The following is a 23,728-nucleotide window of genomic DNA, read 5'->3' as shown; positions in this document are numbered from 1 at the left end:
TTCCTTAGCCTTTTAAGCTATACTTTTTATATAAAATTCGAGTAGAATCCGCTGGAAAAGGGGAAACTCATATTGCAGGGAAATATCACTTACAAGATTAAGGCGTTAGACTTTATGTTTGAAAATTCACCAGTCAAAGTTATAGCTAACCGCAATTGCCCAGAAATTAAGCTTGCTGGGGTAGCTGTTGGACCCTTCGAGGAAGGGAATGAGTACGAAGTTTTGTATTGGATGGCAAGAGAACTCGAAAAGTTTGGTGTTGTTCGCTTCCGAAGTGAAGAAATGCTAGATTCATCTAAACTCTACAAAATACATTGGAAGGAGCGAGTTCAAACAGTTGGACAGATTTCCGAGCTTCCAAAGGACTTTTACCCCAAACTCCGCAGGTACCTCGCTAAGCTGGAAGCGGAAGCAGCAAAAACACCGGAAAAAATGCGAGAATACGAAAAAGTGAAACAGTTAGCAGTTGACATTGTAAATTTAAGGCTGAAAAAAATTGTTTCACTTGCATCCGCTCCAGCCCAGCCAGAACACATCCTACGAAACCTTACAGCGGAGGAAAGACTCCTCTACGAGCACATCTACAAGCTTATTCACAAATGGAAAAACCAGCTGCTAGAATTTGAAAAAGCAAGGAGAGATGGAGAAAATGACTGAAGAATTGGAGATAATAGATCCACAAGAGCGATTTCTAGAACTTTTTAAGACTGAGAAATACCGCCAAAGAATTTCGCAACTGGCAGTTTCTGGAAAAACTTCGCTTATAGTTGAATTTGAAGACATCTTAACCTTCGATCACAGGCTGGCAGACAAACTCTTAGTGAAACCGGATGAATACTTGAAGCACGCGGACAACGCAGCGCAAAACCAGCTTGCTATAGAAGCTCCTGAATATGCGGAAAAACAACAAGCGACTGTTAGAATCGTCAAACTTTTGGAGCCTACACCTTTACGGAAACTTGGTGCAGCTCATATTGGAAAACTGGTAATGGTTGAAGGCATAGTTGTTCGTTCAACACCAGTCCGCCCCATGGTCATGCGGGCAGCCTTCAAATGCCGCGGATGTGGAGAACTAACCTACGTTGACCAGACAGGCCCATTTTTAAAAGCTCCATTTGCATGCGCAAACCCTCAATGTAAACGAAAAGGCCCCTTCGATTTCGTGCAAGAAGAATCCACATTCATAGACTCCCAAGACCTCCGTTTACAAGAGCGCCCAGAAGACCTCCCACCGGGACAGTTGCCACGAACATTACATGTGAAGCTTGTTGGAAGCGAAATTGTGGATGTGGCCAGACCGGGTGACCATGTTTCAATAGTTGGTGTTGTCCGAGCGGCAGCTCCAACCATGCCCAAGATTGGAAAGCTCCGCGTTTTTGCTTTACATTTAGATGCAAACTCCATCGAAGTTTTGGGGAAAGAACCAGAAGCAACACTGCCATCCCCAGAGGAGGAGAAACAAATTCTGGAGTTGGCTAAAGATCCATGGATACACAGAAGAATAATAAACTCCATAGCTCCTTCCATTTATGGCTATGAACACGTCAAGGAAGCGATAATGTACCTTCTTTTCGGAGGTGTCCCGAAAACTCTTCCAGACATATCTATAAGAGGAGAGTTAAACGTCCTTCTGGTAGGCGATCCTGGAACGGCGAAATCCCAGCTTCTACAGTATGTGGCACGGATTGCCCCAAGAGGACTATACACTTCTGGTAGGGGAACGACGGCTGCTGGCTTAACAGCGGCGGTGATCCGCGAAAAAGGCGGTGGAATGAGCCTCGAGGCTGGAGCGCTAGTGCTGGCTGACAAAGGAATAGCCTGCATTGACGAACTAGATAAAATGCGCCCAGAAGATCGTGTGGCGATTCACGAGGCCATGGAACAGCATACGGTTTCTGTAGCGAAAGGCGGTATAGTAGCCACTCTAAACGCAAGAACCGCGATATTGGCAGCAGCAAACCCGGCTCTAGGAAGATACGAACCGCGTAGAACAATAACAGAAAACATTTCCTTGCCAGTCACGATTCTATCGAGGTTTGATCTAATATTTGTGTTAAGGGATGTGCCGAATAAAGAAGTAGACGGCAAAATGTCGGAACACATCCTTGAAATCCACCGCAGAGGTTCAAATCCCGTGGAGCCCCCTATACCAACAGACCTTCTAAGGAAATACATAAGCTATGCAAAAAGCATAAAGCCTGTCTTAACCGATGACGCCCTCCGCCGCATAAAGGACTTCTATTTAACCATGCGATCGGCAAGCGAATCAGAGGGCTCACCAATAGCTATAACCGCCCGTCAACTGGAATCTCTTATACGTTTAGCCGAGGCCCGTGCCCGTGCAGCCCTCCGTACAGAAGTTTTAGCTGAGGACGCAGAAGCAGCCATAACTATAATGAAGAGGTCTCTTGAAGAAGTTGGCATAGACTTGTCCTCCCATAAGATTGACATAGATTTAATAATGACTGGAAAACCGAAAAGCCTTAGAGACAAATTGCAAATACTGCTCTCAGTGCTAGCTGAAATGGAAAGAGAAATAGGCATGGTTGAAAAAGCCGCGCTAATTAATAGACTCGAAGCAGAATACAACATTCCAAGGAACGAAATTGAACGCTTAATCGCACAATTGCAACGCGAAGGAACAATCTACGAACCTAGAGAAGGTTTCCTAAAGAAGACTTAGAAAAAATGCTGCAACGTTATTAAGTGGCTTCTACATTAGCTTCAACGTAATATTGTGCATTAGCAGTGAACACCGTTATGCCAACAGTCTTGCCCACATCATTAGATGCAATACTGTCAGGATTCTCTATGTATATGACCATGGTCCAACCAGACCTTAACGTTAAATCGCTTGATGCTTGGGAAAACGTTTCGTCATTGTCTAGATATGTGAATATCTGCCGCCACTGAGCAGCGGACATCTCACTAGGTTTGACTATTGTAACATTTAAGTCAGCTGATATTGTTCCTTCGGTTCTCCAATAATATACAGTTGACCAAGGACACTCCCGTCCTCTCACCGATATCTTATCGATCACAACGTCTCTTCCACCAGCATCAATAATCACTAACGCTGCAACGGACCAACCGCCAGTTGCATTATACCACACATGTTGTTTGGATATGTGTAGTGATTCTTCCTGTACCCTTGTTGTAACCACGTTTATAGCATAAAATGTAACAATGGTTGCAAGCAACACTGACACCACTAAAATTATTAGAGTTGTCACCACAACACTGAGCCCCTTCCCATTATTTTTCAGTAGCCACATACTTTCATCTCCAACATGGCTTTTGCTGAACCAAAGTAAATAAAAAAGGAAAGTAAGATGCTTTGTATGTCACAGAAAATAACGCAACCCAACAATTTTAATTAAAACGATTAATCAAAGGTTATGACTTTACAGAAGTATCTGAATTAAGGTTTATTTGTAAGCGTAAGCCCCCTTTTTCGAGAAATTAAAAATAGAAAGGAGTCCATTTGCTAATATGACAACATTATTATTACGGAGTGTCTCAGCAGTTCATTGAAGAGCTTGAACCACGAAACAGATTATAACTAAAAGTTAGGGTGTACTCCTGGAAGAGCAAAGGTCCCCATATACTTGCCAACATGGAATAGTTGCTGAAGAAGACGAAACCAACGTTAGTCCTGTTGAAGGTATACAAACGGGGTCTCGCAACACCATTGGTATCAGCTAAACTTAGATACCCATAGGACATGTGGGAGTTGAGTTGAAAGCTTTGATTTCACATGCCAGAACATAACAGGACGATTAATCGATCACATGTCCACCGATCTGTTTGCATCTACAAAAATACTGAAACAAATCTTAGAAGGGAATCCGTTTGGGAGAAGAGGTCAAGCTCCACATATAAGGAAAAAGTATTGGTTTTGCGCCTTTCAACCGAAAGACCAGAAGCTATTGAATCTGGATTTGCGAAAGTTGTAGCGCGGACAAACATAGCATAATTAAAAGCCATAAAGAAACATTAAACAATCAATATGAGTTGCTGACAAATCCCCATTTGGAGGTGGCGATGTTGCCGAAAGAATAGTTGAAATAATTAAAAGCGATGTACAGCCGTTCTCTGATTTTTTATTTATGATATATAAGTTATCTTCTTGTCTTCTTCTCTTCGCATTTCCTCTGCTTGAAGAGCTCTCTTCTCCTCAATCTTCTGTAAGCGGGCAACCATGCTCTCAGCCTTTGCTATTTCCTCGTCTAAACCAGCCAAATCAACGTTTATCCCTAGGAAATTAATCAAAACCTCCAAAACGCTTTTAGCCGCTTTGGGATCGGGAAGGTATCCTCTCGTTTCGCCTAAAAGGCAAAGGGCGTCAATTTTCTTAAAAGGTGCCAAACCCAAAATAAGGCCGGCGGTTCCAACAATAGGACTTCCAACGGAACTTATTAGGGCACCAGCCTTAATGGCGCGCTCAAGAAGGTCTTGGCTGGTAGCTGCAGCTATAACTTTTGGCTTGTCTTTTGCTTCTACCCTGTAGCCGCCGATAGTAACAATTAACTTCACGTTTTGCCTTTTGGCAAAGTCCAATATAGCGTTTGAAATTTCATACTGTCCCTCAATTGTTTGGGCTTGACTGTCACCAGTGAATAGAATTAAATCGTTTTTTTCTGCTTCATTTTTCCAAAAGTAGAAAGCGCCCCGCAAAAGTCTAACATTCCCTCTTTTGCTTACAAGTACAAAGTATGGGAAGTGAGGAGAATAAAGGTGCGCAAGTTTTTGGGCTTTTAATTGTTTAACTAAGTATCGGATGGCTATTTTTCCGACAAGCCCGAGACCAGGAAGCCCTTCAATCATTACAGGATTTTTCAAATCAACTTTTGTTAATTCTTTGATGAAGGTTTCCTTCAACCTGAAGCCTCCTTCACGGCCATTCTATATTTTAAGTATTTGTCCTCTGGCGAAAACTTTGGAGGATGCGGTATCCGAACTACCCCTCCACAATAAGGACATTTATCCCTTTTAAGCGTGTATTTTCCACACTTCTCACATTTTCTTAAAAGCCAAACCACTATTTCTCCCTTCTAAATGCTCCCTGTCCGCCAGCCTTAACAACGTTTAAGACAACGTTTTCCGCAACTTTTTGTAGGATGGTTTCTGCATGTTTGTAGTTGTCGGCTGAAACCTCGATACAATATTTTGGCGCAGCCATAACGTAAAACCTAATTTTTGCATTTCGTACTTTTTCAGCTTTCTTAGCGCTCAAGAAGGCTTCCTTAATGACTTTAACACCATCAGGTCTTAAACAGCGAAGTTCCACAATGCCCTTAATTTTTACCATGGGTACACGGATTTTTTCCCTCGCTACTTCAACGAAGACTTCTGCAAGGTTTTCAGGTACACCTATCTTCGTCAAAACTTCTACGCCTTCCATTGCAGCTTTTTCAAAGCCCTCATATAAACCGTATTTCGCGTCGATAAGCGCTCCGGCTTTTTCGTAAAGTTCTTCAACAGACATGTTGACTTTTTCGGCAACGCTGCGGAGTAGCCCCTCGGCTTTCCGCTCTCTCTTCCAAGAAAGCATCTTCTCAATTTTTTCCCGTTTAGTAACTCTTCTTAAGGACAGGTCTATGTGCCCTTTTTCCTGATCAACCCGCAAAACCTTCAAAACCACTTTTTGCCCTTCACGCACATAATCCCGTATATTCCTAATCCAGGAGGACGCAACCTCAGAAATGTGCAAAAGACCCTTTTTATCAAATTCATCAAGTCTTACATAAGCTCCGTAATCCATGACGGATTCAACGGTGCAGATAACCAAGTCGCCGACTTCAGGCCATTCTTGTTTTCTTAAAACCATGACTTCACCGTCTTTTACTCAAAAACCGCAGCAACCTCTCCTTTAATAACAGCTTTTCCGCCAGATGGTTCTGCCAATTCGGCTCCGCAAACGTTACAGTTAACCTTGTTCACGGTGTGACTGAAAACCATCTGCTCATTACCGCACTTTAAACATTTTACCCTCAAAAAGCTGCTTTTGGGTTTTGGAATAAGTTTCTCCCACTCTGCCATAAGGATCACTCTACAATTTAGGCTATTACAAGCTTCCTTAAGCGGATCCCCTCTTTATGTCGTGTATAACCGCAAGCTTTGCACTTTAACTTTAAGGTCTGTTTCTTGGTGGTTTTGGCAAATCTCCGCTGAAGAGGGTACTTTTGTCCACCATAGCCCCTTTTTTCGCGTTCGTGATGGCGCTCACCCTTAGCAAGAGCTCTACGCTTACCAGCTTTATAGAGCGAAACAGCGTGAACTTGATGTGTCCTACACCTTGGACAATAGGTTCTGATTTCCTTGGGCACGTTCATATGAACCCCTTTCTCTAGAGAGGAAAACACACATACACTTATACCTTTTTCTAGTTTAGGCCATGTTACGGAAGATTGCTTGAAGTTTTTTCCAGCCCTAAAAGTTTCACGGAGACAAGCACAAGAGCAATAGTGAGTATACCCAGCAAAAAACCAAGCGAAAACATCATAACAAGCGCAGCAGAATCCAAATTTAAATTCACAAGGGCGACTGCCAAAATACCGGTTAATAAACCAGCAATAAAAATTGCGAAGCCCAAAACCAAGAAACTTTCGACAAAGCCCTCCCTAAATTTCATAATCTCCTGACCATACACTAAAATGCTCTTCTCTTATTTAAGTTTCAAAGTTTAAATCTTAGTAGGCAAAATAAAAACGTGATGCAGGGAACAAAAGAAAATTTAGGTTTAACTGGCATGAGACTACAATTTAAAGCAATGAGATTGGCGGTTAAAAAACTTATACCAGTGTTTGCCTTCATCTCACCCTTCTTAATCTTATATTACTTTTATCCAGCCTCTTTTGATATGACGTGGAAGGGACGGACGTACTACCTATTCTTTACGTGGCTTATGGTGCTGGAAACCATAATTAGTTGGGAGGAATTAGAGGGAGATAAATTCAAGAAGAACATCATGAAAGCGTTACTCCTGCTGATATCTTGTGCCATTCCAACAATTTATGCGGTTGTAACAAGTTACATTGGCTTAAATACATCTATCATAGACTTTGCACTTCAACGTGGGATAGATCGCGATTCTGCCGTCAGGATGCCATTAGCTATAGAATATCTAGTTTTCACTGTTTCATTAAGTTTAATAATTCTCTCTGAATATGGCATCGAAAAACTTTCTAAATATTCGGTTTCAACTTTTTTCCTTGGGATCATTGGATTGGTATATCTTGTAGATGATTTATATCCTTATGGCAAATTTACTCCTTTTCAGATAGTCGTACCAACAACAACTCAATTAGCGGCAAATATCCTTAACGCTATGGGATTCAGAACGTCGATCACAATGATGGTAAATCCAAAATATGGCTCACTAACGGTTTTAAGCGTGTATAATCTTCAAGGGAACCCTTTGGTCGGATTCGGTGTCGGTTGGCCCTGCGCTGGAGTAGATAGCTTACTACTATACTCAACGATAGTTGTATTATTTTTAAAAAAAAGTTCGTTCTCACTGAAAGCTTCCATCGCTTGCTTTTTGGTAGGTGCAGTAGTCACATACTTCATCAATATAATAAGGATAGTCTCAATCTTTATTATAGCTATCAATGGAGGAGACTGGATAAAGTTCCACGACTATTATGGACCATTATATTCTATTATATGGATTACGATCTATCCATTAATAATCCTCGGAACTCAATCTCTGCGAGAGTCATGGAGGTTAAGAAAGCATCTCAGCAGATCTCAACACTTACAGCGAGACCTTGTTTAACAAATATCTTGGCGTTCTCAACAGGTAATACAGCAACATCTTCAGCCTTAAAGGGACCGTAAACTTTCATATCAGACCCGATTATTTCGGGGATTTCAGCCAAAAAGCGCAAGACAAAGTACTTGTGTTCAATTTTGGTTGCCGCACCACGTCCCATTAATACATTTCTCACGGATTCCTGATGGAGCTCCAATAATGGCGCAAGTTTTGAGTAAAACTCTTCTTCAAAAGATAGAAGCTCAGAAATTTTCTCACCTCTTAAAGCCTTTTTAATTAACTTATGTCGACGGATGCGCATTATTTCATTTAGCATGCGTTTAATGTTAAGTGCCTCTATATTTAGAAGACTCGCTTTCACTGTCTTTTTATCAAGCATTTTACTTTCTTTATCTATTTCTTTAAGGTATTCTGCGACTTTTTGAACAAAGTCTTTAGGAAGTTTTGTGAGCTCATTAGTTTTTAACTCATTTTTCCAAATTTCAAGCAGATCGCCATACACCTATCCCACCACCTCGGCTTTATTCTTGCAGATAAGCAACATAGCAGCATGTATTGGCAAATTTAGTCTCTGGTTTTTGTACGGGCCAAATGTTTCGTTCTTAAGCCTAAATTTCGGCGCGTCTATTACAAAAACTGTCACCGTGCCTTTTGGGAAGGCCGTGGCTTTATCGAAAGGATCAAACCTTTCAATTTCGTTTGTAGGAAGCCATGTTTTTTTAAGGCCGGTTTTGCCATGTAACGTTTCAGGCAGTCGAATTAATCGGTGTATGTCGCTGGTCACGACTGTGTCAATTTTTGCAGACTGCACCTTTGAAACATGCTCCTCTATTCTCTTTATTGTCTGAAGCCCAACACCTTTAATACTTCCCCATGCTCCAGAAGACAAGTTTTTTAGGAGAATACTTTTATTCTCCACTATTACTTTGGCCACGTTTCCTTTTATGCCAATTTTTTTGAGGCTATCCTCTTCCGCGTTTTTGATAAATTCCGAAATTCCATCTTTAAGACGCTTGTTCCATCCTCGCAAAAAGTATTTATTCATACCAAACGGAGAAGCCTTTAAGCCCAAGCCTGTCACATAATCAACAATCTCCTTTCGCGCATGGACATCTAAGGTTAAAATAGTTTCATTTTCAACATGTATGTGATAGCCACGGTGCCCCGAGAAAAACACTTTGATCTCTCTGTCAGACAGACCGAAATCGTCCATTAACATATCTAGAAGTTTCATTGTTTCCAATTTTGCAGATTCAAGGCATATCTCGCAAGGCCATGTGGTCACATTAAATTTTTCGCCGTTGCATATTGGACATTTTTCCGGTGTTATTCCTTTCCCGATAAAACCACATGTGCCGCAAACCCATTCATCATGAACCTTGTCACAATTTGTCGGTATATGATCGGCGTCAACGTCGAAGATTAAGTCTGCACCCAGCCACCCCTTCTGGTCCATCTCTGCGGTTGGATTTTCATAGTATGCACAAGAGTAATAGGCGTCCATAGGGGTGGAAGCTTTCAGAAAGTCCCTAAGCTCTTCAGGATTATTGAAACTCTTGTGACGAAGCATGAAGCCCTCAAAAAGAGTGAAGCCGAATTCACGCTTTTCTATCCTTGATGGCCCCTCTGAAAGATATTCCTGCTTGTAGTATTCGCTAAACAAGCTTCGAACAAAGTTGTAAGACCTTTGATTCAATCCTTTTACTTCTCTCCTATTAATTACCTATTACATAAACATAAACTAAATATAACCTAAACCTAAAAATCTCACCGAAGAACATTCACCGATTTTGTGTTCTAAAATAGGCTCTAGAGAAAGAATTTTTATATTATTCACTTATCCATCATCCAGATAATTGACCCGGGCAACACTGTTATTGAGATGTTTAGATCATGAAAAAAGTGTTCCTAGTTACAGACCCCCTTGTAACAAGCTATGGGTCTGTAAGGCCCCCACTTTTGCTATCCATGGAATTCAGTGGATGTGGATTCGATGTTGTAATAGTATCCCCAAAAGTTAGCGAGGATGTGAGAAGGCTCATTGGGGAACGCGTCGAAGTAGCGGAGTTAAACATGAACTTTTTTATTACACCGCAATTGCCAACTTTTGAAGCATGGTTACGTTGTCTTTTAAAGACCTCTGACGCACTATGTCTCCCCGAGGATTCTTTAACAATTAATTTCTCGTCATCTGTAATGGTGAAGTCTCATGTTTACTACGCTCAAGGTCCTATGACTCGAGCACTTGAGGATATGCGTTCAGAAATGCCAAACCGGTATCGCTATTTCTATGGACCAGTATTATGGTTTTTGAAAAGTTTAGAAAAGAGGATGATATGGAGATGCCGCAAAATATCGAATTTCTTTGTAGCCAACTCAAAGTTTTGTAAGTCAATGTATGAAGACTTGGGTGTTAACGTAGATAGTGTTATTTATCCTCCGCTGGACTGTAGCTTTTTCAGGCCTACAACTTCAAGCCCCTCGGGCAGTTACGTTTTAACATATTTTGGAATATACGGTAAGGAAGCAAAATTCCAAGCGATCAAAAAAGTGGCTGATAGAGGTGTAAAAATTAAGGCCTTTGGTTCAAAAATGCATTATGTACCGGCTTACATTCTTAGACATCCAAACATTGAAATATTGGGAAAGTTAACCAATGAGGAGCTTGTTGAGTTATATTCAAATGCTCTTTATACGCTTTTTACATTCACTCATGAGCCCTTTGGCTACGTACCCACGGAAAGCATGGCATGCGGAACACCAGTTCTAACTTATAACAGACAGGGGCCATGCGAAACTGTGATTAATGGACAAACAGGATGGGTTGCAAACAGTGATGAGGAGTTAGTAAAAGTTGCTTGTGAAATATGGAGAAAAGGCTACCCGCAAATTACGAGAAGCAAATGTAGACAAAGGGCATTAGAATTTGATTTGAAAAAAATCGCTAAGCAGTGGCTTAAGTTCCTTGAAGAACTGGACACTTAAAAATCCAAAATTACGAAGTTATATACATTTCAAGCTGACTGGGTTATTTCAATACAATCAAGGTATACGTCGACATTTTTAGTCATGTCTACCGCTCTGATTTCAAAATCGGTGAGAGGGTGTGTGACGCTGAAATAGACATCATAGATTTTCCAGGAGTTAAGGGCGACATTAAAATCGTAAAATTGTTTTGATTCCAAAACGTTTTGACCCCCGTTGCAGCATAACTCTACTTTGAATAATTCGCCAGTCCCATTAATTTTCATCCTCAAAGATACCGTATAGTTGCCCGGTGGAAGAAGGGTGCGCGGACTGCTCCAGAAAAGTGGCGCTGGTCCCATTGAACCGTTAAAATGTAGCACGTTAGCGCTCGTCGCGTCTGAGTTTATTACAATTTCTCCTGCGTAAACGTTTAGGTTATTGTAAGAATAAATGAGCGTGTAGGATGCGAGTATCAGCGCTTTTCCGTCATAGTCTCTTTTAAAGAGAACAATACCATCTGCTGAAACTAAAACTTTAAAATCTGTTCGTTTACTCAGGATGCTAAAAATTTTAGCAGATGCGAAATAATCGGTTTTTATGTCTACCAAAACATAATCAACGTTGTCTAAAATTGTGCTAACAAATTTTTTGCATTCAAGTTCGTTTTGGCGCCATATCCCTTCAACTGGAACAACGTAAGCATGGAGCCTACTGGAAACATGGGCAAAGAGATTGTTCTGCGTTATTATTGAAGCGTTAACCGGCACGTAGGACAGAATCTCATGTATGAAAAGTTCATGTTGCGATGCTGGTCTCAAGCCTGCATCATAATATTGGTTTACAATAAAGCTTGTGGGAGAAGCAATAAAATATGCTACTAGGCTAAATAAGACAATCATTGACAGCTTGCGCGTTTTACCACGTGATGACTGCAAGGCAGACATTGAATATAGTGCAGAAACAAAAATGAATGCTATAACATAGGCTGGGTACTGGTCATAAATTGTATAATATGGCTGATAATTTGAGAAGAGAGAGTAAACGAACCATGGTAAAGTGGGAAGAAGGTATTCTGCTTTGTGGAATGAAAAGAAAGCAAGAGGACCAAATAATATAAGGAGATACACGATTTTCACCAGAAAATCGTATTGGAGAGCGTTGATAGCTCTCTGAGGGTAAAAGATAATGTATATTGGAATTAGGATTGGGTCGGAAGCACCTAGAACGTCCCAGTTCGCAGATGCTTTGAACGTGGAAAGAAACGACGGATTAATGGGGAAGAAAGTGTTCCGTATCCATAAGGTCATTGGATACCAAAATATTGCAAGAAAAACCGTGAATGCGGCGCTTGAAAAAATCGGATCTCTAAAGTTTCTAGTTTTTAACGCTACTTTTAGCTGTCTTCTATATCGTAACGCTATAAGAAGACCAATAAAGGCGACAGCAAAAGAAACATGCTCCTCACACAACAAAGATAGCAACGTAAAAACAAAGTAGCACTTCCAGTTTTGCTTCTCTAGAAAGTAAATATTTGATAAAAAGAAAAGCGGCAGAAACGCTTGAACATGAAAATCAAACCAATTCACTCCGTGAAGCGGAGGATATAGCAAGTAGACGAAAACAAAAGCTATAGATGCAACTCTGCTTTTTAAAACGTGCATGCTTAACTTGTAAAGCGGAACGGCGCCTAAAGCTAATATAAAAGATTGAAGGATGAGAAGAGTTTCTGGAGATGGATAAAAAGCATACGCAGGTAGTATGAGGAAAAGAATTGGGCTAAAATGTATACCTAAAAAATTTCCAGAGGGATTAATAAGCAACTCAGGTGTATTATAAAATAGTTTACCATACTTCACAGTGAACCAAAAAGCTTGGTTGAATATTCCCAGATCCCAAGCGTAAGTCCTGAAAGAATAGTGTTTCAAAATTGTGAAACATGAAAAAAAGATTGTATACAAACAAATCATCAAAGCTACAATCAACGCACTTAAATCTACCCAAAATATCTTATATGCCAGTATTCTTTCAATTTCCTTCACTTTTTTAATCTTTTCAAGAAACCTTGATAACATTGTCCTCATAGTCTATCAACCCATGTGGTTTAAGAATTTTTAGTGTTTGATTTACACTGCGGAGATCATGTAAGAGATAAAATCAAGCACTTCGTTTATTGAAAGTTTTGATTTTCCCTTTTTCCGATTAATGAAAGTTATAGGTTTTTCTGTTATCCTGAAACCTCGCATATACGCTTGCCTTATTGTTTCTATTTGTATCTCATACGTTTGACTATGTAACTCATGAATTATGCTTTTGACGAGTTTTGTTGAGTAACAGCGCATTCCGCTTGTGTAGTCAGAGATTCCTCCACCTACAACTAGTTTTGCAGCGAGGTTCGCCATTTTACTTAGAATTTTCCTAAGGAGACTCCAGTTTTTAACAACGCCTCCTGGACAGTAACGGCTCCCAACGCATAAGTCATACTCACCATCTTTAACGGGGGCCAATATCCTTGGTATCTCTGCAGGATTGTGAGAATGGTCTGCATCCATTGTTATGATGAACCTAGGTGGATGCTTGAGGGATAGGAAGAATTTAAAGCCATTAACTATTGCTGACCCGAGGCCTGACTTTCTAGGTCTTTCCAAAAGTAGAATGTTTTCATATTTTCCTTGAATCCTCCGCACGATATCCGCTGTCCCATCTGGGCTGGAGTCATCTACAACGAGAATGGAAGCGTTTAGGTTTAACTCCTCAATTTTTTGTAGAATTTCCCCAATGTTTTTTGCCTCGCAATATGTTGGAAGAATTATTCCAACTTCCGAAACCAAATCTAAGTTACCTTCAACAGTTCCATTGAAGATTTCCTTTGGATTTTTCCTGTCCTTCATCCGGTAGTGTGTAAGCATCGTTGATAAGAACATCCCAGCGGTCATCATTAGTACCACGTAAGTATATCTTACAGGTACATTAACCTTAGACTAATATGTTCTAGTCTAATTTAAGTCTAGGTTCTAGAACAGAATAACTAAATCAAATCTTTCATTCCGGGTTTTTTCTTTTTGAATAATTAAAGGGCTACTTTTCATGGTTGCGTGTAGAACTTCCCATTTGGGCGCTATGCTTTTTGTAGAATCCCAGCGGGTGTCTAACTGCTTTGCACGATTCGACAGGGTTGACGCATATCCCGTGGGTCTTAAGAGTTTCACAATTCGGTGGTTTATATCGCGTTCTTGAACCTCTTTCGCCCGCTATATGTTCTACCTGGTATCGGGTTAGGCGTTCATTGAAGTCTGATGAAGCCCTGAATAAACCTATTATGTTTTCTATGGGCATTCCTATGTTTACCAGGAAAGTTGTTAAGGTAAACCTAGCTATATGGGAGAGATGGCGCCCTTTTTGAGCAGCATCATATAGGATAGCCACACATGGCGGAAACGCATCTACATTTATCGTTTTCGGTATGCCTTCTATTTCGGTTTTGCTTACCTTCTCTAAGGTTAAGGTTTTTAGTGTTTCTGCTATTCCGACTATTTTTTGCGGTAGTTTTGGAAGTTCTCCTATTTCTAGACGTTTTTCTATATGTCGTCTAACCTCTTCGCTGAGGAGTCTTGCAGTTTCTGTTTTTGTTAGGTAAACGTATCCGTTAGCTAAGAGGCGGTTGACAAGCTTCCATTTTTTCTCATGGAGATTTGCCGTGTTTTTTAGATAGTCTGTAAAGTGAAGTTTAAACTCGTATGGCGCCATAGCTTCTTCAGAATCTGCCAAGGTGATGTTCCACTGGAAGTTTTTAGCCACAGCCACTATTTTTTCTCTCGACTCGAATTTTAGGTCACCATAGGCTTGTTTTGCCTCCGCGAGGGCGTACCGCCTTTTGATGAACGAGTTTTCTGTTGCTGCAGCAAGCATTATAGCTGTTGGGAAGGATAAAATTTCGATTTCTTCGTTTTGGAGTTTTCTGGTTACAATAGCATATAATATAGCTTCTTCAACTCTTTCTTTGGCACGGTTAAGGATCTGGGAAAAATCTGGACTCACGAGATCCTCAATGTTTAAATCTAGGGTTTTTACGTACTCCGCTGCCTCTTTTAAAAAGGGGTATTTAGCTAAATCATTTTTCGTGAATTTTATGGTTGTAGTCTGCATTTTTCCACTAAGCTGTTTCGATCCTTGGTGCTAAATAGAAGACTAGTTTTCCTTCTTTTGCTTGCTGGAAGTCGAGTTTTATTGGCATGTCCGTGGAGAATTCAAGAGTTGCAATATCGGAGGTGGCGGACGCTGCCTTAATTATTTCTGATAGGTAGCTTAGGCTGAAGGTAGCCTTTGAGGGTTCTTTTGCTTCCAGGTCTAATAGCGCATCGCTTCCCTTTTTGAGTTCTATTGTAGCTCCCATGAGGTCGCCAGTTGCTTGGAAAACGAGTTTTTCGCTGTCTGCTTCTATGCGGACGTGATCGCTTACGAGTTCAGCATCCTCTATAGCTTGGCGTAGTCCTTCCGTTGTGGTTTTAGCTCTAACATTAAAGGTTATTTTCGGTGTTGGCACCTCCTCCTCTGAAGCTTCAAGAGTCGGCATGGTGAAGCTTCGCGTATACTTTCCAGTTATCTTTACCTGCAGCCTGCCTGTTCTCTCGTCGAGAGCAAGCTCAATAACTTCATCCTTTCCGGCTCTTTTTAAAAGTTTTAAAAGTTCACTTATGTTTATGCATATCTTTGACGGTTCTGTGCAGACATATTCTTCGAAAACTGTTTTCGGCCACTCAAAATCCACCATAGCCACACGGGATGGATCCATCGCTCTAAGCCTCAAAGCATCTGGTGCTATTTGAAAAGTCGCCTCGTCCACAAGAATGGATATGGAGTTCGCCATATCCCTTAAAAGTTTAGCATCTGCAACCTTAAGCTTGAACACTTGCGTCACCTTTTATCTTCTGGTTATAACATGCAGAGCTATAAAAGATTTGCATAACGCTCAACCCCCTTTAAAGACTATAAAACCATAAAGGGGATTGCTATAGCATATGCACAGCAAGTTTTAGAAGAGAAGTAATGAACATTGAGAAAAACATGTTAGCTGTATTCCCTGAACGTGTAACCGCATTTTGTACAGCGTAGGAACTGGGTTGAGGATTCATCTGCTCCGCGTGTTTGCACCTGCCAAACATATGCTGTGTTGCTTCCACACTTTGGACACTCAATCCTCACAGTTGGCAACGTCCGAAGCTTTTGCTCTTCCTTGCTAATTACTGCAACTTTTTGTTGTGGATTATGTTGTATAACTTTTGCCACTTTAGGCGTTACTTCCTCACTCACCATTTGCTTCTTGTAACCACATTTGGGACAAGTAAGAGTTAGGGATTCCTTTTTCTCGGTTTTGCCCTTTTTAGGCACGAGGCGAGTCCCGCATTTCGGACAAAATTCCATTGTTTATAGCTCCAGTCTTCAGTTGTTTTCCCATGTTCACGGTGTCTTTTAAACTTTTCTTGTCCCTAATTAAGATTGAGGCTAAAAGGTGCGCTTATGCCCGAGGCGATCAAATGGGCTACACGAAGAGCCTCAGGTATATTGCTTCGAGTGGAAGTTAACTTCAAAATTTTTACGGCGTCTTCTAAGCTTATTCCGACTGCCTGCATGTAAATCTTCTCTTTTCCGTCTTTAACAGGTATCTCGATGGGTTCGCCAGCGTTTAGTATAGCTTTCCAACGCTCTTCGCTTTTTGGAAGGTTTGTTAATGCTTTTCGTATTTCCTCAAGGTTTGGTTTTTCACGTGTTACCGTTATAACTGGAAGCCCCGTTTTGGCGTTTAGTTCCTTTATGTCCACTACATTGAAACCTGCGAAGGTTATCCCGTCCAACATTATAACCCTTAACTGTTTATAGTGAGGTGAGCCTATTATCATTGAGGCAATTTTTCTTGTGGCATCTGTGCCGTCAACCTTAATTTTTGTATGCATTACTCCGTCAAGCCAGTATCCTCCACGGAAAACAACACCCACAACAAGCACAAAGCCCCGTGTTTTAGGTTTAAAGATTCCATCATCAACTCCTAAAACGCGGATTTCTGGCTTGATTATTCGGAACTTTTTGTATGTCAAAACTTACCCTCTTACAGCACACAGACATAAGAGAAGAACATGCTATAAAATTTAAGCGGAAAAGTTAAAGACGCTACGCCCTAGACAGAATTAGCTATGTGTGGTAGACTATGGATAAGGCGCACGCCCTAAGCTTTTTCTTAATAGCCCTGGGCGTTTTGTTAGTCGTGCATCACCTAGTTTTTTGGCAAAGACCATTCGACTTGGCTGATATAATGCACCATGAATTCTTCGAGGCTATATTCTTTACCGCGGGCTTGACGCTCCTTATTGCTAAACACGCTTTCAAGAAGTGAGGAATCCAGTAAATGGAGTTTGTAATTTATGGTGGAACAATAATTACCATGAAAGATAACCAAGTGATCAGAGACGGAGCCATAGTTGTCGAAGATCGAACAATAGTTGACGTTGGAAAAACTAGCGAGCTATTGAGGAAATATCCAAGAGGTTACGAACGAATAGACGCTAGAGGCAAGGTGGTGATTCCCGGACTTATAAACACGCACCAACACGCTGCAATGAGCTTGTTAAGGGGCTACGCGGACGACTTGCCCTTGCAAGAGTGGCTCGAAGAATGGATTTGGCCAATAGAAGGATATATGACCGCACATGACATTTATGTTGGCGCACTATTGACAGCTGTAGAGTCTATTCTCGGCGGCACGACAACCGTTAACACTATGTACCATTATACGCCAGATGAAAACGAGGCAAAGGCTTTTGCTGATGTAGGTTTAAGAGCTGTTGTAGGACACGTATGTTTTTCATGGCGGAAAAAAGATGACAAGAAAGCCTTAGAAGACTTAGCTAAGAAATGGCATAGCAAGGCTGATGGACTGATACGAGTAAGCGTAGATCCCCATGCACCATACACTGTTGACCCAGAATACATGCGGGAGCTCAAAGCTTTATGCAGCGAGCTGAACGAAAAGTATGGTTCAGAAAAGGCACCAATAATCTGGCATATTCACGCGGCCGAAACCGGCGACGAACTGGAGAAAACTCGCAAAACCTTTAACGTAAACTTTAAAGGCGGCGTAATAGAGTACTTGGATTCGTTAGATGTTTTAGACGAACGAGTTATTGCAGCGCATTGTGTGGCTTTAACAGACAAAGACATAGCCATCATGAAACAGAGAGGCGTTAAAGCTTCCCACAACCCAATTTCAAATCTTAAGCTTGCTTCAGGCATAAGTCCGGTTCCTAAAATGCTTGAACAAGGCGTGACAGTTTCGCTTGGCACTGATAGCCCATGCTCCAATAATTCGGCGGACATGTTTGAGGTCATGAAAATTGCAGCTTTGCTTCACAAAGGAGTAAATAAAAATCCAACTTTGATGTCAGCGCCACAAGTTTTAAGCTTAGCAACCATTGAAGGGGCAAAGGCTCTTTCATGGGATTCAGAGATAGGCTCAATAGAAGCGGGCAAAAAGGCAGACCTAACCATAATAGATTTCGCCAGACCGCACCTATGCCCAGTCCACAACGAGGTAAGCCACATGGTATATGCAGCGAAAGCCGCAGATGTTGAAACAGTTATGGTGAACGGAAAAATAATTGTTGAGAATAGGTGGCCAACAACCGTGAGTTTGGAGGAAGTCATGGAGATGGCTGAGAAAGCCAAAACCAGCCTCTTAGAACGCCTCAAGCGCAATATTAAATAGTCAAGTCAAAGAATTGCATGTGGAAGTGTGTCACTTTGGTGTGTTCCAAAGTTAAGGATGAAAGCTTGGCTCAAAAGGGCTTTTTGCAGATAGAATGGGCTTCAAAGCACATGCCTGTATTAAACCGAATCAAGAAAAAGTTCAGCCGAGAAAAAACCTTTGAGAACGTGACGCTTGGCGCATGTCTCCACGTTACAAAGGAAACTGCTGTCCTAGTGGACGCTTTCCTTGCCGGTGGAGCAAACGTCGCATTATGCGGCTCTAATCCTCTTTCAACACAAGACGAGGTTGCAGCAGCCTTAGCCCAGCTTGGCGTCCACGTTTTTGCCTGGCGTGGACAAACCACGGAAGAATATTACTGGTGCATTGAAAGAGTTATAGATCATAAGCCCCTAATAACCTTGGATGATGGAGCAGATCTTGTAAGCACAATACACAGCAAAAGAACAGACGCCCTACCAAACGTGAAAGGAGGCACTGAAGAGACAACAACTGGGGTTTTAAGGCTTAAAGCCATGGAGAGAAACGGTGCCCTTAAATATGCCATAATAGCGGTTAATGACGCGTACACGAAATATCTTTTTGACAACCGTTATGGAACAGGCCAAAGCACCATAGACGGCATCTTAAGAGCTACAAACATCCTGCTAGCTGGGAAAAACTTTGTTGTGTGCGGTTATGGCTGGTGTGGAAGAGGCATAGCACACAGAGCCAGAGGCATGGGTGCCAACGTAATTGTCACGGAAACCAACCCGTTAAGGGCGCTTGAAGCTGTCATGGATGGTTTCCAAGTCATGCCCATGGGCGAAGCTGCAAAAGTAGGCGAAATCTTCGTCACGGCAACAGGTGATATAAACGTTATTCGAAAAGAGCACATGCAGAAAATGCGAGACGGAGCCATTCTCGCCAACAGCGGCCACTTTAACGTGGAAATAAACCTAAAAGACCTTGAAGAATTTGCGGCATCAAAACGGCTCATAAGGCAGAACCTTGAGGAATATAGATTAAAAGACGGAAGAAAACTCTACCTTCTGGCAGAGGGTAGACTTGTAAACCTCGCTGCTGCAGAGGGACATCCATCAGAAGTTATGGACATGTCTTTTGCAAACCAAGCTTTATGTGTTGAATACTTGATAAAGTCTGAAAAGATGCCGCCGAAAGTCTACCAAGTGCCAAAAGAAATCGACGAAACAGTTGCTAAACTTAAACTTGAAGCCATGGGTGTAAAAATAGACACGTTGACGGAAGAGCAGAAAAAATACCTATCCACATGGGAGTTAGGAACAATATAACGAAAAACATGGTAAAGTTTTTAAATATACAAATGATAAAACATTAGGCTTGAAAAATTAAAAGGTGATGTAAAGTTGGTTAGTAAAGATCAGGCGATTGGTGGTGTAATATTTGCGGTCTGTGTCATCATAGGTATATTATACACCGTCGGATTATTTTATGTGGGCGGAAATCCCTTTGAATGGAAGCTATCATTCACGCTAATTGCGATACCAGTGTTCATTGCGTTCATTGCAGTTATGGCCATCGGTGCTTGGATCGGCTGGACTATGGCAACAACACCCCCACCAAAACCAATAGAGGAAATTACAAGCGAACTTGAAGAGAAGAAGGAGGAAACCGCTGAAGCAGAGGTAAAAGAAGTGGAAAAAACAGATACAGCCGCCGCAGAAACGAAAGAAGAAGAGAAAAAAACCGAAAAAAAGGCTAAAAAAGAAAAATAAGCTCCTATAAGCCTAATAATCTGAAGATAAAATGTAACGCAATGTTCACGGCCATTGCTATAGCCACTACCACTATTATTGCTTTTAGGGAAGCTGGAATAAGGGAAGCTTCCTCCCCTTTAGGCTGAATTTCATATGATTTTATCTCCTGAGTTTCAGTGTCTATGTGGATTATTGCTGTGAATTTGTTCAATTCTACTTCAACGGTGTAGATTCCCTCCTCCAGCGACGCTTTTTTTGGTTTCAAGCTTCCTTTGTAGCCTATCCGCTTAAGGAAGCCCGCGGCTACTGATGTAACAGATTCAGCGTTCAATCTCCTAAATTGGGTTGCGGCTGAAGCGACTACTCCTGGAGACTTTTTCTGTAGAGCCGTTTCCAACAGTTTGTTCTCCCTACAATTTTTAAGAGGTGTATAAACACTTTAAAAGGAGATGCGTGTATCATGAGCAACCGACCTATGCAGTTACGCCTTTAAGCATGCACTGGACTATTTTAGGGCAAATTATACACTCTTCTGGAATCCACTCTCTTGAGGAGCGTTCGCTTAAATATCCAAAGTGATGTTTGCAGTTGGGCGTTTCCAAAGAAGTTTGTTGAATCTCTTTTACAGTTTCCAATTCTGGTTTAGACGCAGGTTTTCTAACATCTTTTTCTTCAATTGGCAAAGGCTTCGATTCAAAGAAAGTTGCCGGAGAACCACTTTTCTCCATGGTTATTTCTGTAAGGCAGTATGGGCAAGCCTCGTAAAACACTGGGGTTCCAGAGCTTAAATTTTCAACTTTTAACGGCTTTGAGAATGTTTTTCCACACATCAAATTTTGGCAAATATGTCTTTGGATTTCAAGAGAATATTCCTTTTTCTGTCTCGTAGTTTTCCCCCAAAAATTAGATTAAATTCCAAAGTTTATAGTATTGATGAATCTAAAATCTTTATTAAGAATATAGTCGCTTGAAAAACATTAAGGAGCGGCTAGCTTTTTGAAGTCTTCAATTCCTTCAGCATAGCCGGAAGCAATGAGGATGTCTCCCGCTTGGATTTTGGTTTCAGGTTTCGGTCTGATGCATCTGTCACCTCTTTTTATGACGAGAATCCATATGCCGGTTTCTTCGGGAATTTTGGCGTCCTTCAACGCCTTGTTCGTTAATGGAGAGTTTTCTGTCACCTGCACGTGTGTTATGGTTTCTTCAGCTTCTTCTATGGCCAGTTTTAAAACTGGATGAGGTTCTAATCCTCTTAGAACCACCTCGGCTATTTGTGCAGCAGCATCAGCTATTTTTTCTGTTGCAACCCCAAGCCTTACTAAGCCTAGGAAGCCTTTTGCTTCTTCTTTTCTGAATCCGCTTGTGAGAACTTGTAGCTCAAATTCCGTATGCAGTTTGTCCATGTATTCCTCAAGTTTTTGCACTTCTTCAGCAAGCTCCCTGCTGTTTAAAAGAAGCGCCGAGTAAGCTAAGTCGATCATGAGTTCCGACGTGTCTTTAAGCTCTACGAAACGTTTGACTATTTCCTCAAACTTTTTAAGACTTTTTCCAGACATGTTCCTAGCCCTCAACTTTGTCAAGTTTCCCTTCGCAGAGTCCCTTAAGCTCTTTTAATCCTTCAGAGGTTCCTCTGGCAATTAAAACATCACCCGTGCGGATTTTCTCTTCTTTCTTCGGGTTGATTATCCAGTCTTTTTCTCTGTAAATGGCGATTATATCTACACCCATTCTTGGGGCGAGTTCAAGTTCACCTATTTCTTTCCCAGCGAGGACGGACCTTTCTTGTACCTTAACTTTTATGAGACGCTCTTCAACTCTTTCGAAGATCTCGCTTACAATAGGATGGACGCCTATATTTTGGGTCACTATGGCAGCTATGTCAGCGGCAGCATCTGAAATCTTGTCCGTTGCGGACGCTACTTTCGAAACGCCCACTAGTGCTTCAGCATCTTCAGCGTCTCGGGCAGCTATCATCGTCGTCATTTCCAGTTGATAGGCTAAAGTGTCTATACGTTTCTCAAGCTCTAAAACGTCCTCGGCAAGCTCCTTGTCGTTAAAGAGGGCTGCGGAATATGCCAAGTCAATCATTAGTTCAGATAAGTCTTTCATCTCTCGGAGAAGTTCTCTAACTGGTATTGGTTTGTACTCTATTTTTTCGAATGATTGCATAGCCTTTGAAGCGCTCCAACAAAATATTAGACATCAAAATATTTTAACCCTTATCCTAGAAGGGCTGGATCCACACCCAAGTCCAGAAAGTTAAGGCGACAAACAGGGAGATCGTTGTCAAGGTGTCGGCCAAAGAGCTTTCAATTGGGATTTCAAAATTATCTGGATCTAAACCCTTCTGGTATGTTATGATTGCCACAGAATAAGAAACTAAAATTATTAGTGCAGCAGCCAATACATTAACTGTAAACAAAAGTAGAGAAAACTTTGCAATTTTCACGAGTGAGAGCGTCCCCCTTATAGCTAGGGCTAAAATGGAGTAGGCAAAATACATTACTAGAGAGGCTGCCCAAGCACCGGATACCTCTGTCAAATGATTCTTTATTGAGGAGAACGACGCCTTCAAAGTACCAAGAGCAAGTTTTGTAGTGGCAGTTGAACCTACGACAGAGCCTACATCTCCTATAGTATCTATTAAGGCTGGATAAACCACGTAGACTGGATAAGCCTCATAAACCTCGTGTTTTTCGCGTATAAGCTCGTCAACTCTTCCTAAAACTGTTCCAGCAACGTTGATTATAAATGAAACTATTAGGAGGGTTAGTAGGGATTCCTTCAAAGTTTTGGTGAATTCTGGTTCTTGTATGTTTCTAGCAAGAATATAGAGTGACGTAAAGAGTAAAGCTAAGCTCGACGCAAAAAGGAAGTATAAAAATGAGCTGCGCATAACATGTAGATTGAGTACAGAAACGTAAATGACAGTGATTAAGAGATCTGAAATGGTGGATTCCACGGGATACAAAATTATGTCTGGATCTAACCCATGCTTGAAGGATAAGAAGGAGACAGTTAAGGTCAGCGGAGAAATAACAACCAAAGCAAGAGCCATTGTTGCCATAAGCACGTTAACCATGTCCCATAACTCACTTGTAAACATACCAAAATATATAGCTCTAAAGAGCACCGCCACCAAGCCCATTAATAAACTTGCTTCGAAAGTTAGGAAGACTATTGCTTGAAAAAGCAGATAGAAACTTTTGGTGTTTCCAAAAAAGCGAGGCTGAACAGTGCCAAGATGAAGGGCTGTGCTTAACCTTCCGCAAAACAATCCACCTATGACCCCCCTTGCACTTAATATTGGAGGGTAAATCACCACGGCCCAAGGAAGCCGCTGAAAAAGCCCAGAATAATATGCGACAAGGGTTCCAGCCACTATACCGAAGACATTGAATGCGTAAGCCATCAGCGACTGCTTCAAGGTTTTGGCAAACCCCAGCCTAATGTCCGGAGCCATAAGCCTAAAATCCTCCATTAAAGCGTTGAAAAATCAAAAGAAGGATTCAA

At 41.4% G+C, this 23,728-nt stretch carries 28 protein-coding genes; 8 read left to right on the top strand and 20 right to left on the bottom strand.

What is annotated here, in order from left to right; all coding sequences use genetic code 11:
• The first annotated feature begins 72 nt into the window (after nucleotides 1–72).
• A complete protein-coding gene (locus KEJ24_05330; GenBank protein ID MBS7647238.1) occupies nucleotides 73–657 on the top strand; it encodes a DNA replication complex GINS family protein in 585 nt (194 codons plus the stop codon).
• Nucleotides 641–2,683 (top strand): minichromosome maintenance protein MCM, encoded by a 2,043-nt coding sequence (locus KEJ24_05325; protein MBS7647237.1) that lies wholly within the window; start codon nucleotides 641–643, stop codon nucleotides 2,681–2,683. Before KEJ24_05330 ends, KEJ24_05325 begins: the two co-directional genes overlap by 17 nt.
• 19 nt (nucleotides 2,684–2,702) lie before the next feature.
• Here KEJ24_05325 and KEJ24_05320 read toward each other — a convergent pair whose 3' ends face one another.
• The 7 genes from KEJ24_05320 to KEJ24_05290 form a co-directional block, all read right to left on the bottom strand.
• The gene (locus tag KEJ24_05320) at nucleotides 2,703–3,236 is read right to left on the bottom strand and encodes a hypothetical protein (protein ID MBS7647236.1); all 534 of its coding nucleotides are present in this window, start codon (nucleotides 3,234–3,236) and stop codon (nucleotides 2,703–2,705) included.
• A gap of 871 nt (nucleotides 3,237–4,107) precedes the next feature.
• Entirely contained in the window at nucleotides 4,108–4,881 is a 774-nt protein-coding gene (locus tag KEJ24_05315; protein MBS7647235.1) for a proteasome assembly chaperone family protein, read from the bottom strand.
• The gene (locus KEJ24_05310) at nucleotides 4,878–5,042 is read right to left on the bottom strand and encodes an RNA-protein complex protein Nop10 (GenBank protein MBS7647234.1); all 165 of its coding nucleotides are present in this window, start codon (nucleotides 5,040–5,042) and stop codon (nucleotides 4,878–4,880) included. The genes KEJ24_05315 and KEJ24_05310 overlap by 4 nt, the downstream gene beginning before the upstream one ends.
• A complete protein-coding gene (locus tag KEJ24_05305) occupies nucleotides 5,042–5,830 on the bottom strand; it encodes a translation initiation factor IF-2 subunit alpha (GenBank protein ID MBS7647233.1) in 789 nt (262 codons plus the stop codon). The genes KEJ24_05310 and KEJ24_05305 overlap by 1 nt, the downstream gene beginning before the upstream one ends.
• A 14-nt stretch (nucleotides 5,831–5,844) precedes the next feature.
• Nucleotides 5,845–6,042: a 30S ribosomal protein S27e gene (locus tag KEJ24_05300; protein MBS7647232.1), complete on the bottom strand. Its 198-nt coding sequence runs from the start codon at nucleotides 6,040–6,042 to the stop codon at nucleotides 5,845–5,847.
• A 17-nt stretch (nucleotides 6,043–6,059) separates the two neighbouring features.
• Nucleotides 6,060–6,335, bottom strand: a complete 276-nt coding sequence (locus KEJ24_05295; protein MBS7647231.1) for a 50S ribosomal protein L44e — start codon at nucleotides 6,333–6,335, stop codon at nucleotides 6,060–6,062.
• A 65-nt stretch (nucleotides 6,336–6,400) separates the two neighbouring features.
• Nucleotides 6,401–6,634 carry a hypothetical protein gene (locus KEJ24_05290; protein ID MBS7647230.1) on the bottom strand — a complete coding sequence of 78 codons (234 nt, stop codon included), beginning with the start codon at nucleotides 6,632–6,634 and terminating at the stop codon, nucleotides 6,401–6,403.
• Nucleotides 6,635–6,715: 81 nt separating this feature from the next.
• Between KEJ24_05290 and KEJ24_05285 the strand changes: the two genes are divergently transcribed.
• Complete coding sequence (locus KEJ24_05285) at nucleotides 6,716–7,780, top strand: archaeosortase/exosortase family protein (GenBank protein ID MBS7647229.1); 1,065 nt, start codon at nucleotides 6,716–6,718, stop codon at nucleotides 7,778–7,780.
• Here the strand turns inward: KEJ24_05285 and KEJ24_05280 are convergent.
• Both KEJ24_05280 and KEJ24_05275 read right to left on the bottom strand, forming a co-directional pair.
• Nucleotides 7,743–8,279, bottom strand: a complete 537-nt coding sequence (locus KEJ24_05280) for a hypothetical protein (protein MBS7647228.1) — start codon at nucleotides 8,277–8,279, stop codon at nucleotides 7,743–7,745. The two genes, KEJ24_05285 and KEJ24_05280, sit on opposite strands and share 38 nt — an antisense overlap.
• Nucleotides 8,280–9,473 (bottom strand): DNA primase small subunit PriS, encoded by a 1,194-nt coding sequence (locus KEJ24_05275; GenBank protein MBS7647227.1) that lies wholly within the window; start codon nucleotides 9,471–9,473, stop codon nucleotides 8,280–8,282.
• Between the two features lie 197 nt (nucleotides 9,474–9,670).
• On the opposite strand from KEJ24_05275, the gene KEJ24_05270 reads away from it, so the two are divergent.
• Nucleotides 9,671–10,762 carry a glycosyltransferase gene (locus KEJ24_05270; protein MBS7647226.1) on the top strand — a complete coding sequence of 364 codons (1,092 nt, stop codon included), beginning with the start codon at nucleotides 9,671–9,673 and terminating at the stop codon, nucleotides 10,760–10,762.
• 29 nt (nucleotides 10,763–10,791) lie between these two features.
• Here KEJ24_05270 and KEJ24_05265 read toward each other — a convergent pair whose 3' ends face one another.
• The 6 genes from KEJ24_05265 to KEJ24_05240 form a co-directional block, all read right to left on the bottom strand.
• Nucleotides 10,792–12,825 carry a DUF2079 domain-containing protein gene (locus KEJ24_05265; GenBank protein MBS7647225.1) on the bottom strand — a complete coding sequence of 678 codons (2,034 nt, stop codon included), beginning with the start codon at nucleotides 12,823–12,825 and terminating at the stop codon, nucleotides 10,792–10,794.
• A gap of 42 nt (nucleotides 12,826–12,867) precedes the next feature.
• The gene (locus tag KEJ24_05260; GenBank protein ID MBS7647224.1) at nucleotides 12,868–13,680 is read right to left on the bottom strand and encodes a polyprenol monophosphomannose synthase; all 813 of its coding nucleotides are present in this window, start codon (nucleotides 13,678–13,680) and stop codon (nucleotides 12,868–12,870) included.
• Between the two features lie 139 nt (nucleotides 13,681–13,819).
• Nucleotides 13,820–14,887 (bottom strand): DNA primase large subunit PriL, encoded by a 1,068-nt coding sequence (locus tag KEJ24_05255; GenBank protein MBS7647223.1) that lies wholly within the window; start codon nucleotides 14,885–14,887, stop codon nucleotides 13,820–13,822.
• Nucleotides 14,888–14,894: 7 nt separating this feature from the next.
• Nucleotides 14,895–15,650 carry a proliferating cell nuclear antigen (pcna) gene (pcn, locus tag KEJ24_05250; GenBank protein MBS7647222.1) on the bottom strand — a complete coding sequence of 252 codons (756 nt, stop codon included), beginning with the start codon at nucleotides 15,648–15,650 and terminating at the stop codon, nucleotides 14,895–14,897.
• Nucleotides 15,651–15,808: 158 nt separating this feature from the next.
• The gene (locus tag KEJ24_05245) at nucleotides 15,809–16,162 is read right to left on the bottom strand and encodes a transcription factor S (protein MBS7647221.1); all 354 of its coding nucleotides are present in this window, start codon (nucleotides 16,160–16,162) and stop codon (nucleotides 15,809–15,811) included.
• A 65-nt stretch (nucleotides 16,163–16,227) separates the two neighbouring features.
• A complete protein-coding gene (locus KEJ24_05240; protein ID MBS7647220.1) occupies nucleotides 16,228–16,833 on the bottom strand; it encodes a DUF99 family protein in 606 nt (201 codons plus the stop codon).
• Nucleotides 16,834–16,943: 110 nt separating this feature from the next.
• Between KEJ24_05240 and KEJ24_05235 the strand changes: the two genes are divergently transcribed.
• The 4 genes from KEJ24_05235 (at nucleotide 16,944) to KEJ24_05220 (ending at nucleotide 20,233) form a co-directional block, all read left to right on the top strand.
• The gene (locus KEJ24_05235; protein MBS7647219.1) at nucleotides 16,944–17,129 is read left to right on the top strand and encodes a hypothetical protein; all 186 of its coding nucleotides are present in this window, start codon (nucleotides 16,944–16,946) and stop codon (nucleotides 17,127–17,129) included.
• 12 nt (nucleotides 17,130–17,141) lie between these two features.
• Entirely contained in the window at nucleotides 17,142–18,497 is a 1,356-nt protein-coding gene (locus KEJ24_05230) for an amidohydrolase (GenBank protein MBS7647218.1), read from the top strand.
• Between the two features lie 17 nt (nucleotides 18,498–18,514).
• Nucleotides 18,515–19,789, top strand: a complete 1,275-nt coding sequence (locus tag KEJ24_05225; protein ID MBS7647217.1) for an adenosylhomocysteinase — start codon at nucleotides 18,515–18,517, stop codon at nucleotides 19,787–19,789.
• 75 nt (nucleotides 19,790–19,864) lie between these two features.
• A complete protein-coding gene (locus KEJ24_05220) occupies nucleotides 19,865–20,233 on the top strand; it encodes a transcriptional regulator (protein ID MBS7647216.1) in 369 nt (122 codons plus the stop codon).
• Between the two features lie 4 nt (nucleotides 20,234–20,237).
• Here the strand turns inward: KEJ24_05220 and KEJ24_05215 are convergent, their stop codons facing one another.
• From KEJ24_05215 to KEJ24_05195, 5 genes are all read right to left on the bottom strand, one after another.
• Nucleotides 20,238–20,612, bottom strand: coding sequence for a hypothetical protein (locus KEJ24_05215; protein ID MBS7647215.1), 375 nt, complete (start codon nucleotides 20,610–20,612; stop codon nucleotides 20,238–20,240).
• Nucleotides 20,613–20,688: 76 nt separating this feature from the next.
• The gene (locus tag KEJ24_05210; protein ID MBS7647214.1) at nucleotides 20,689–21,045 is read right to left on the bottom strand and encodes a hypothetical protein; all 357 of its coding nucleotides are present in this window, start codon (nucleotides 21,043–21,045) and stop codon (nucleotides 20,689–20,691) included.
• Between the two features lie 147 nt (nucleotides 21,046–21,192).
• Nucleotides 21,193–21,771 (bottom strand): PhoU family transcriptional regulator, encoded by a 579-nt coding sequence (locus KEJ24_05205; protein MBS7647213.1) that lies wholly within the window; start codon nucleotides 21,769–21,771, stop codon nucleotides 21,193–21,195.
• Nucleotides 21,772–21,775: 4 nt separating this feature from the next.
• Complete coding sequence (locus KEJ24_05200) at nucleotides 21,776–22,384, bottom strand: potassium channel protein (protein MBS7647212.1); 609 nt, start codon at nucleotides 22,382–22,384, stop codon at nucleotides 21,776–21,778.
• Between the two features lie 55 nt (nucleotides 22,385–22,439).
• On the bottom strand, nucleotides 22,440–23,678 hold the full coding sequence (locus tag KEJ24_05195; protein ID MBS7647211.1) for a magnesium transporter: 1,239 nt from the start codon (nucleotides 23,676–23,678) through the stop codon (nucleotides 22,440–22,442).
• Between the last annotated feature and the right edge of the window lie 50 nt (nucleotides 23,679–23,728).

The sequence above is a fragment of the Candidatus Bathyarchaeota archaeon genome (assembly GCA_018396705.1).
Lineage (GTDB): Archaea > Thermoproteota > Bathyarchaeia > Bathyarchaeales > Bathycorpusculaceae > DRVP01.
This window is presented reverse-complemented; position numbering and strand designations above follow the sequence as displayed.

Bases quoted from the DNA above. Each gene is read 5' to 3' on its own strand.
- KEJ24_05325 (MBS7647237.1), top strand. From the start codon at position 641: ATGGAGAAAATGACTGAAGAATTGGAGATAATAGATCCACAAGAGCGA.
- KEJ24_05305 (MBS7647233.1), bottom strand. From the start codon at position 5,830: ATGGTTTTAAGAAAACAAGAATGGCCTGAAGTCGGCGACTTGGTTATC.
- KEJ24_05300 (MBS7647232.1), bottom strand. From the start codon at position 6,042: ATGGCAGAGTGGGAGAAACTTATTCCAAAACCCAAAAGCAGCTTTTTG.
- KEJ24_05295 (MBS7647231.1), bottom strand. From the start codon at position 6,335: ATGAACGTGCCCAAGGAAATCAGAACCTATTGTCCAAGGTGTAGGACA.
- KEJ24_05290 (MBS7647230.1), bottom strand. From the start codon at position 6,634: ATGAAATTTAGGGAGGGCTTTGTCGAAAGTTTCTTGGTTTTGGGCTTC.
- KEJ24_05285 (MBS7647229.1), top strand. From the start codon at position 6,716: ATGCAGGGAACAAAAGAAAATTTAGGTTTAACTGGCATGAGACTACAA.
- KEJ24_05270 (MBS7647226.1), top strand. From the start codon at position 9,671: ATGAAAAAAGTGTTCCTAGTTACAGACCCCCTTGTAACAAGCTATGGG.
- KEJ24_05265 (MBS7647225.1), bottom strand. From the start codon at position 12,825: ATGAGGACAATGTTATCAAGGTTTCTTGAAAAGATTAAAAAAGTGAAG.
- KEJ24_05260 (MBS7647224.1), bottom strand. From the start codon at position 13,680: ATGATGACCGCTGGGATGTTCTTATCAACGATGCTTACACACTACCGG.
- KEJ24_05255 (MBS7647223.1), bottom strand. From the start codon at position 14,887: ATGCAGACTACAACCATAAAATTCACGAAAAATGATTTAGCTAAATAC.
- KEJ24_05245 (MBS7647221.1), bottom strand. From the start codon at position 16,162: ATGGAATTTTGTCCGAAATGCGGGACTCGCCTCGTGCCTAAAAAGGGC.
- KEJ24_05235 (MBS7647219.1), top strand. From the start codon at position 16,944: ATGGATAAGGCGCACGCCCTAAGCTTTTTCTTAATAGCCCTGGGCGTT.
- KEJ24_05230 (MBS7647218.1), top strand. From the start codon at position 17,142: ATGGAGTTTGTAATTTATGGTGGAACAATAATTACCATGAAAGATAAC.
- KEJ24_05225 (MBS7647217.1), top strand. From the start codon at position 18,515: ATGTGGAAGTGTGTCACTTTGGTGTGTTCCAAAGTTAAGGATGAAAGC.
- KEJ24_05210 (MBS7647214.1), bottom strand. From the start codon at position 21,045: ATGTGTGGAAAAACATTCTCAAAGCCGTTAAAAGTTGAAAATTTAAGC.
- KEJ24_05205 (MBS7647213.1), bottom strand. From the start codon at position 21,771: ATGTCTGGAAAAAGTCTTAAAAAGTTTGAGGAAATAGTCAAACGTTTC.
- KEJ24_05200 (MBS7647212.1), bottom strand. From the start codon at position 22,384: ATGCAATCATTCGAAAAAATAGAGTACAAACCAATACCAGTTAGAGAA.
- KEJ24_05195 (MBS7647211.1), bottom strand. From the start codon at position 23,678: ATGGCTCCGGACATTAGGCTGGGGTTTGCCAAAACCTTGAAGCAGTCG.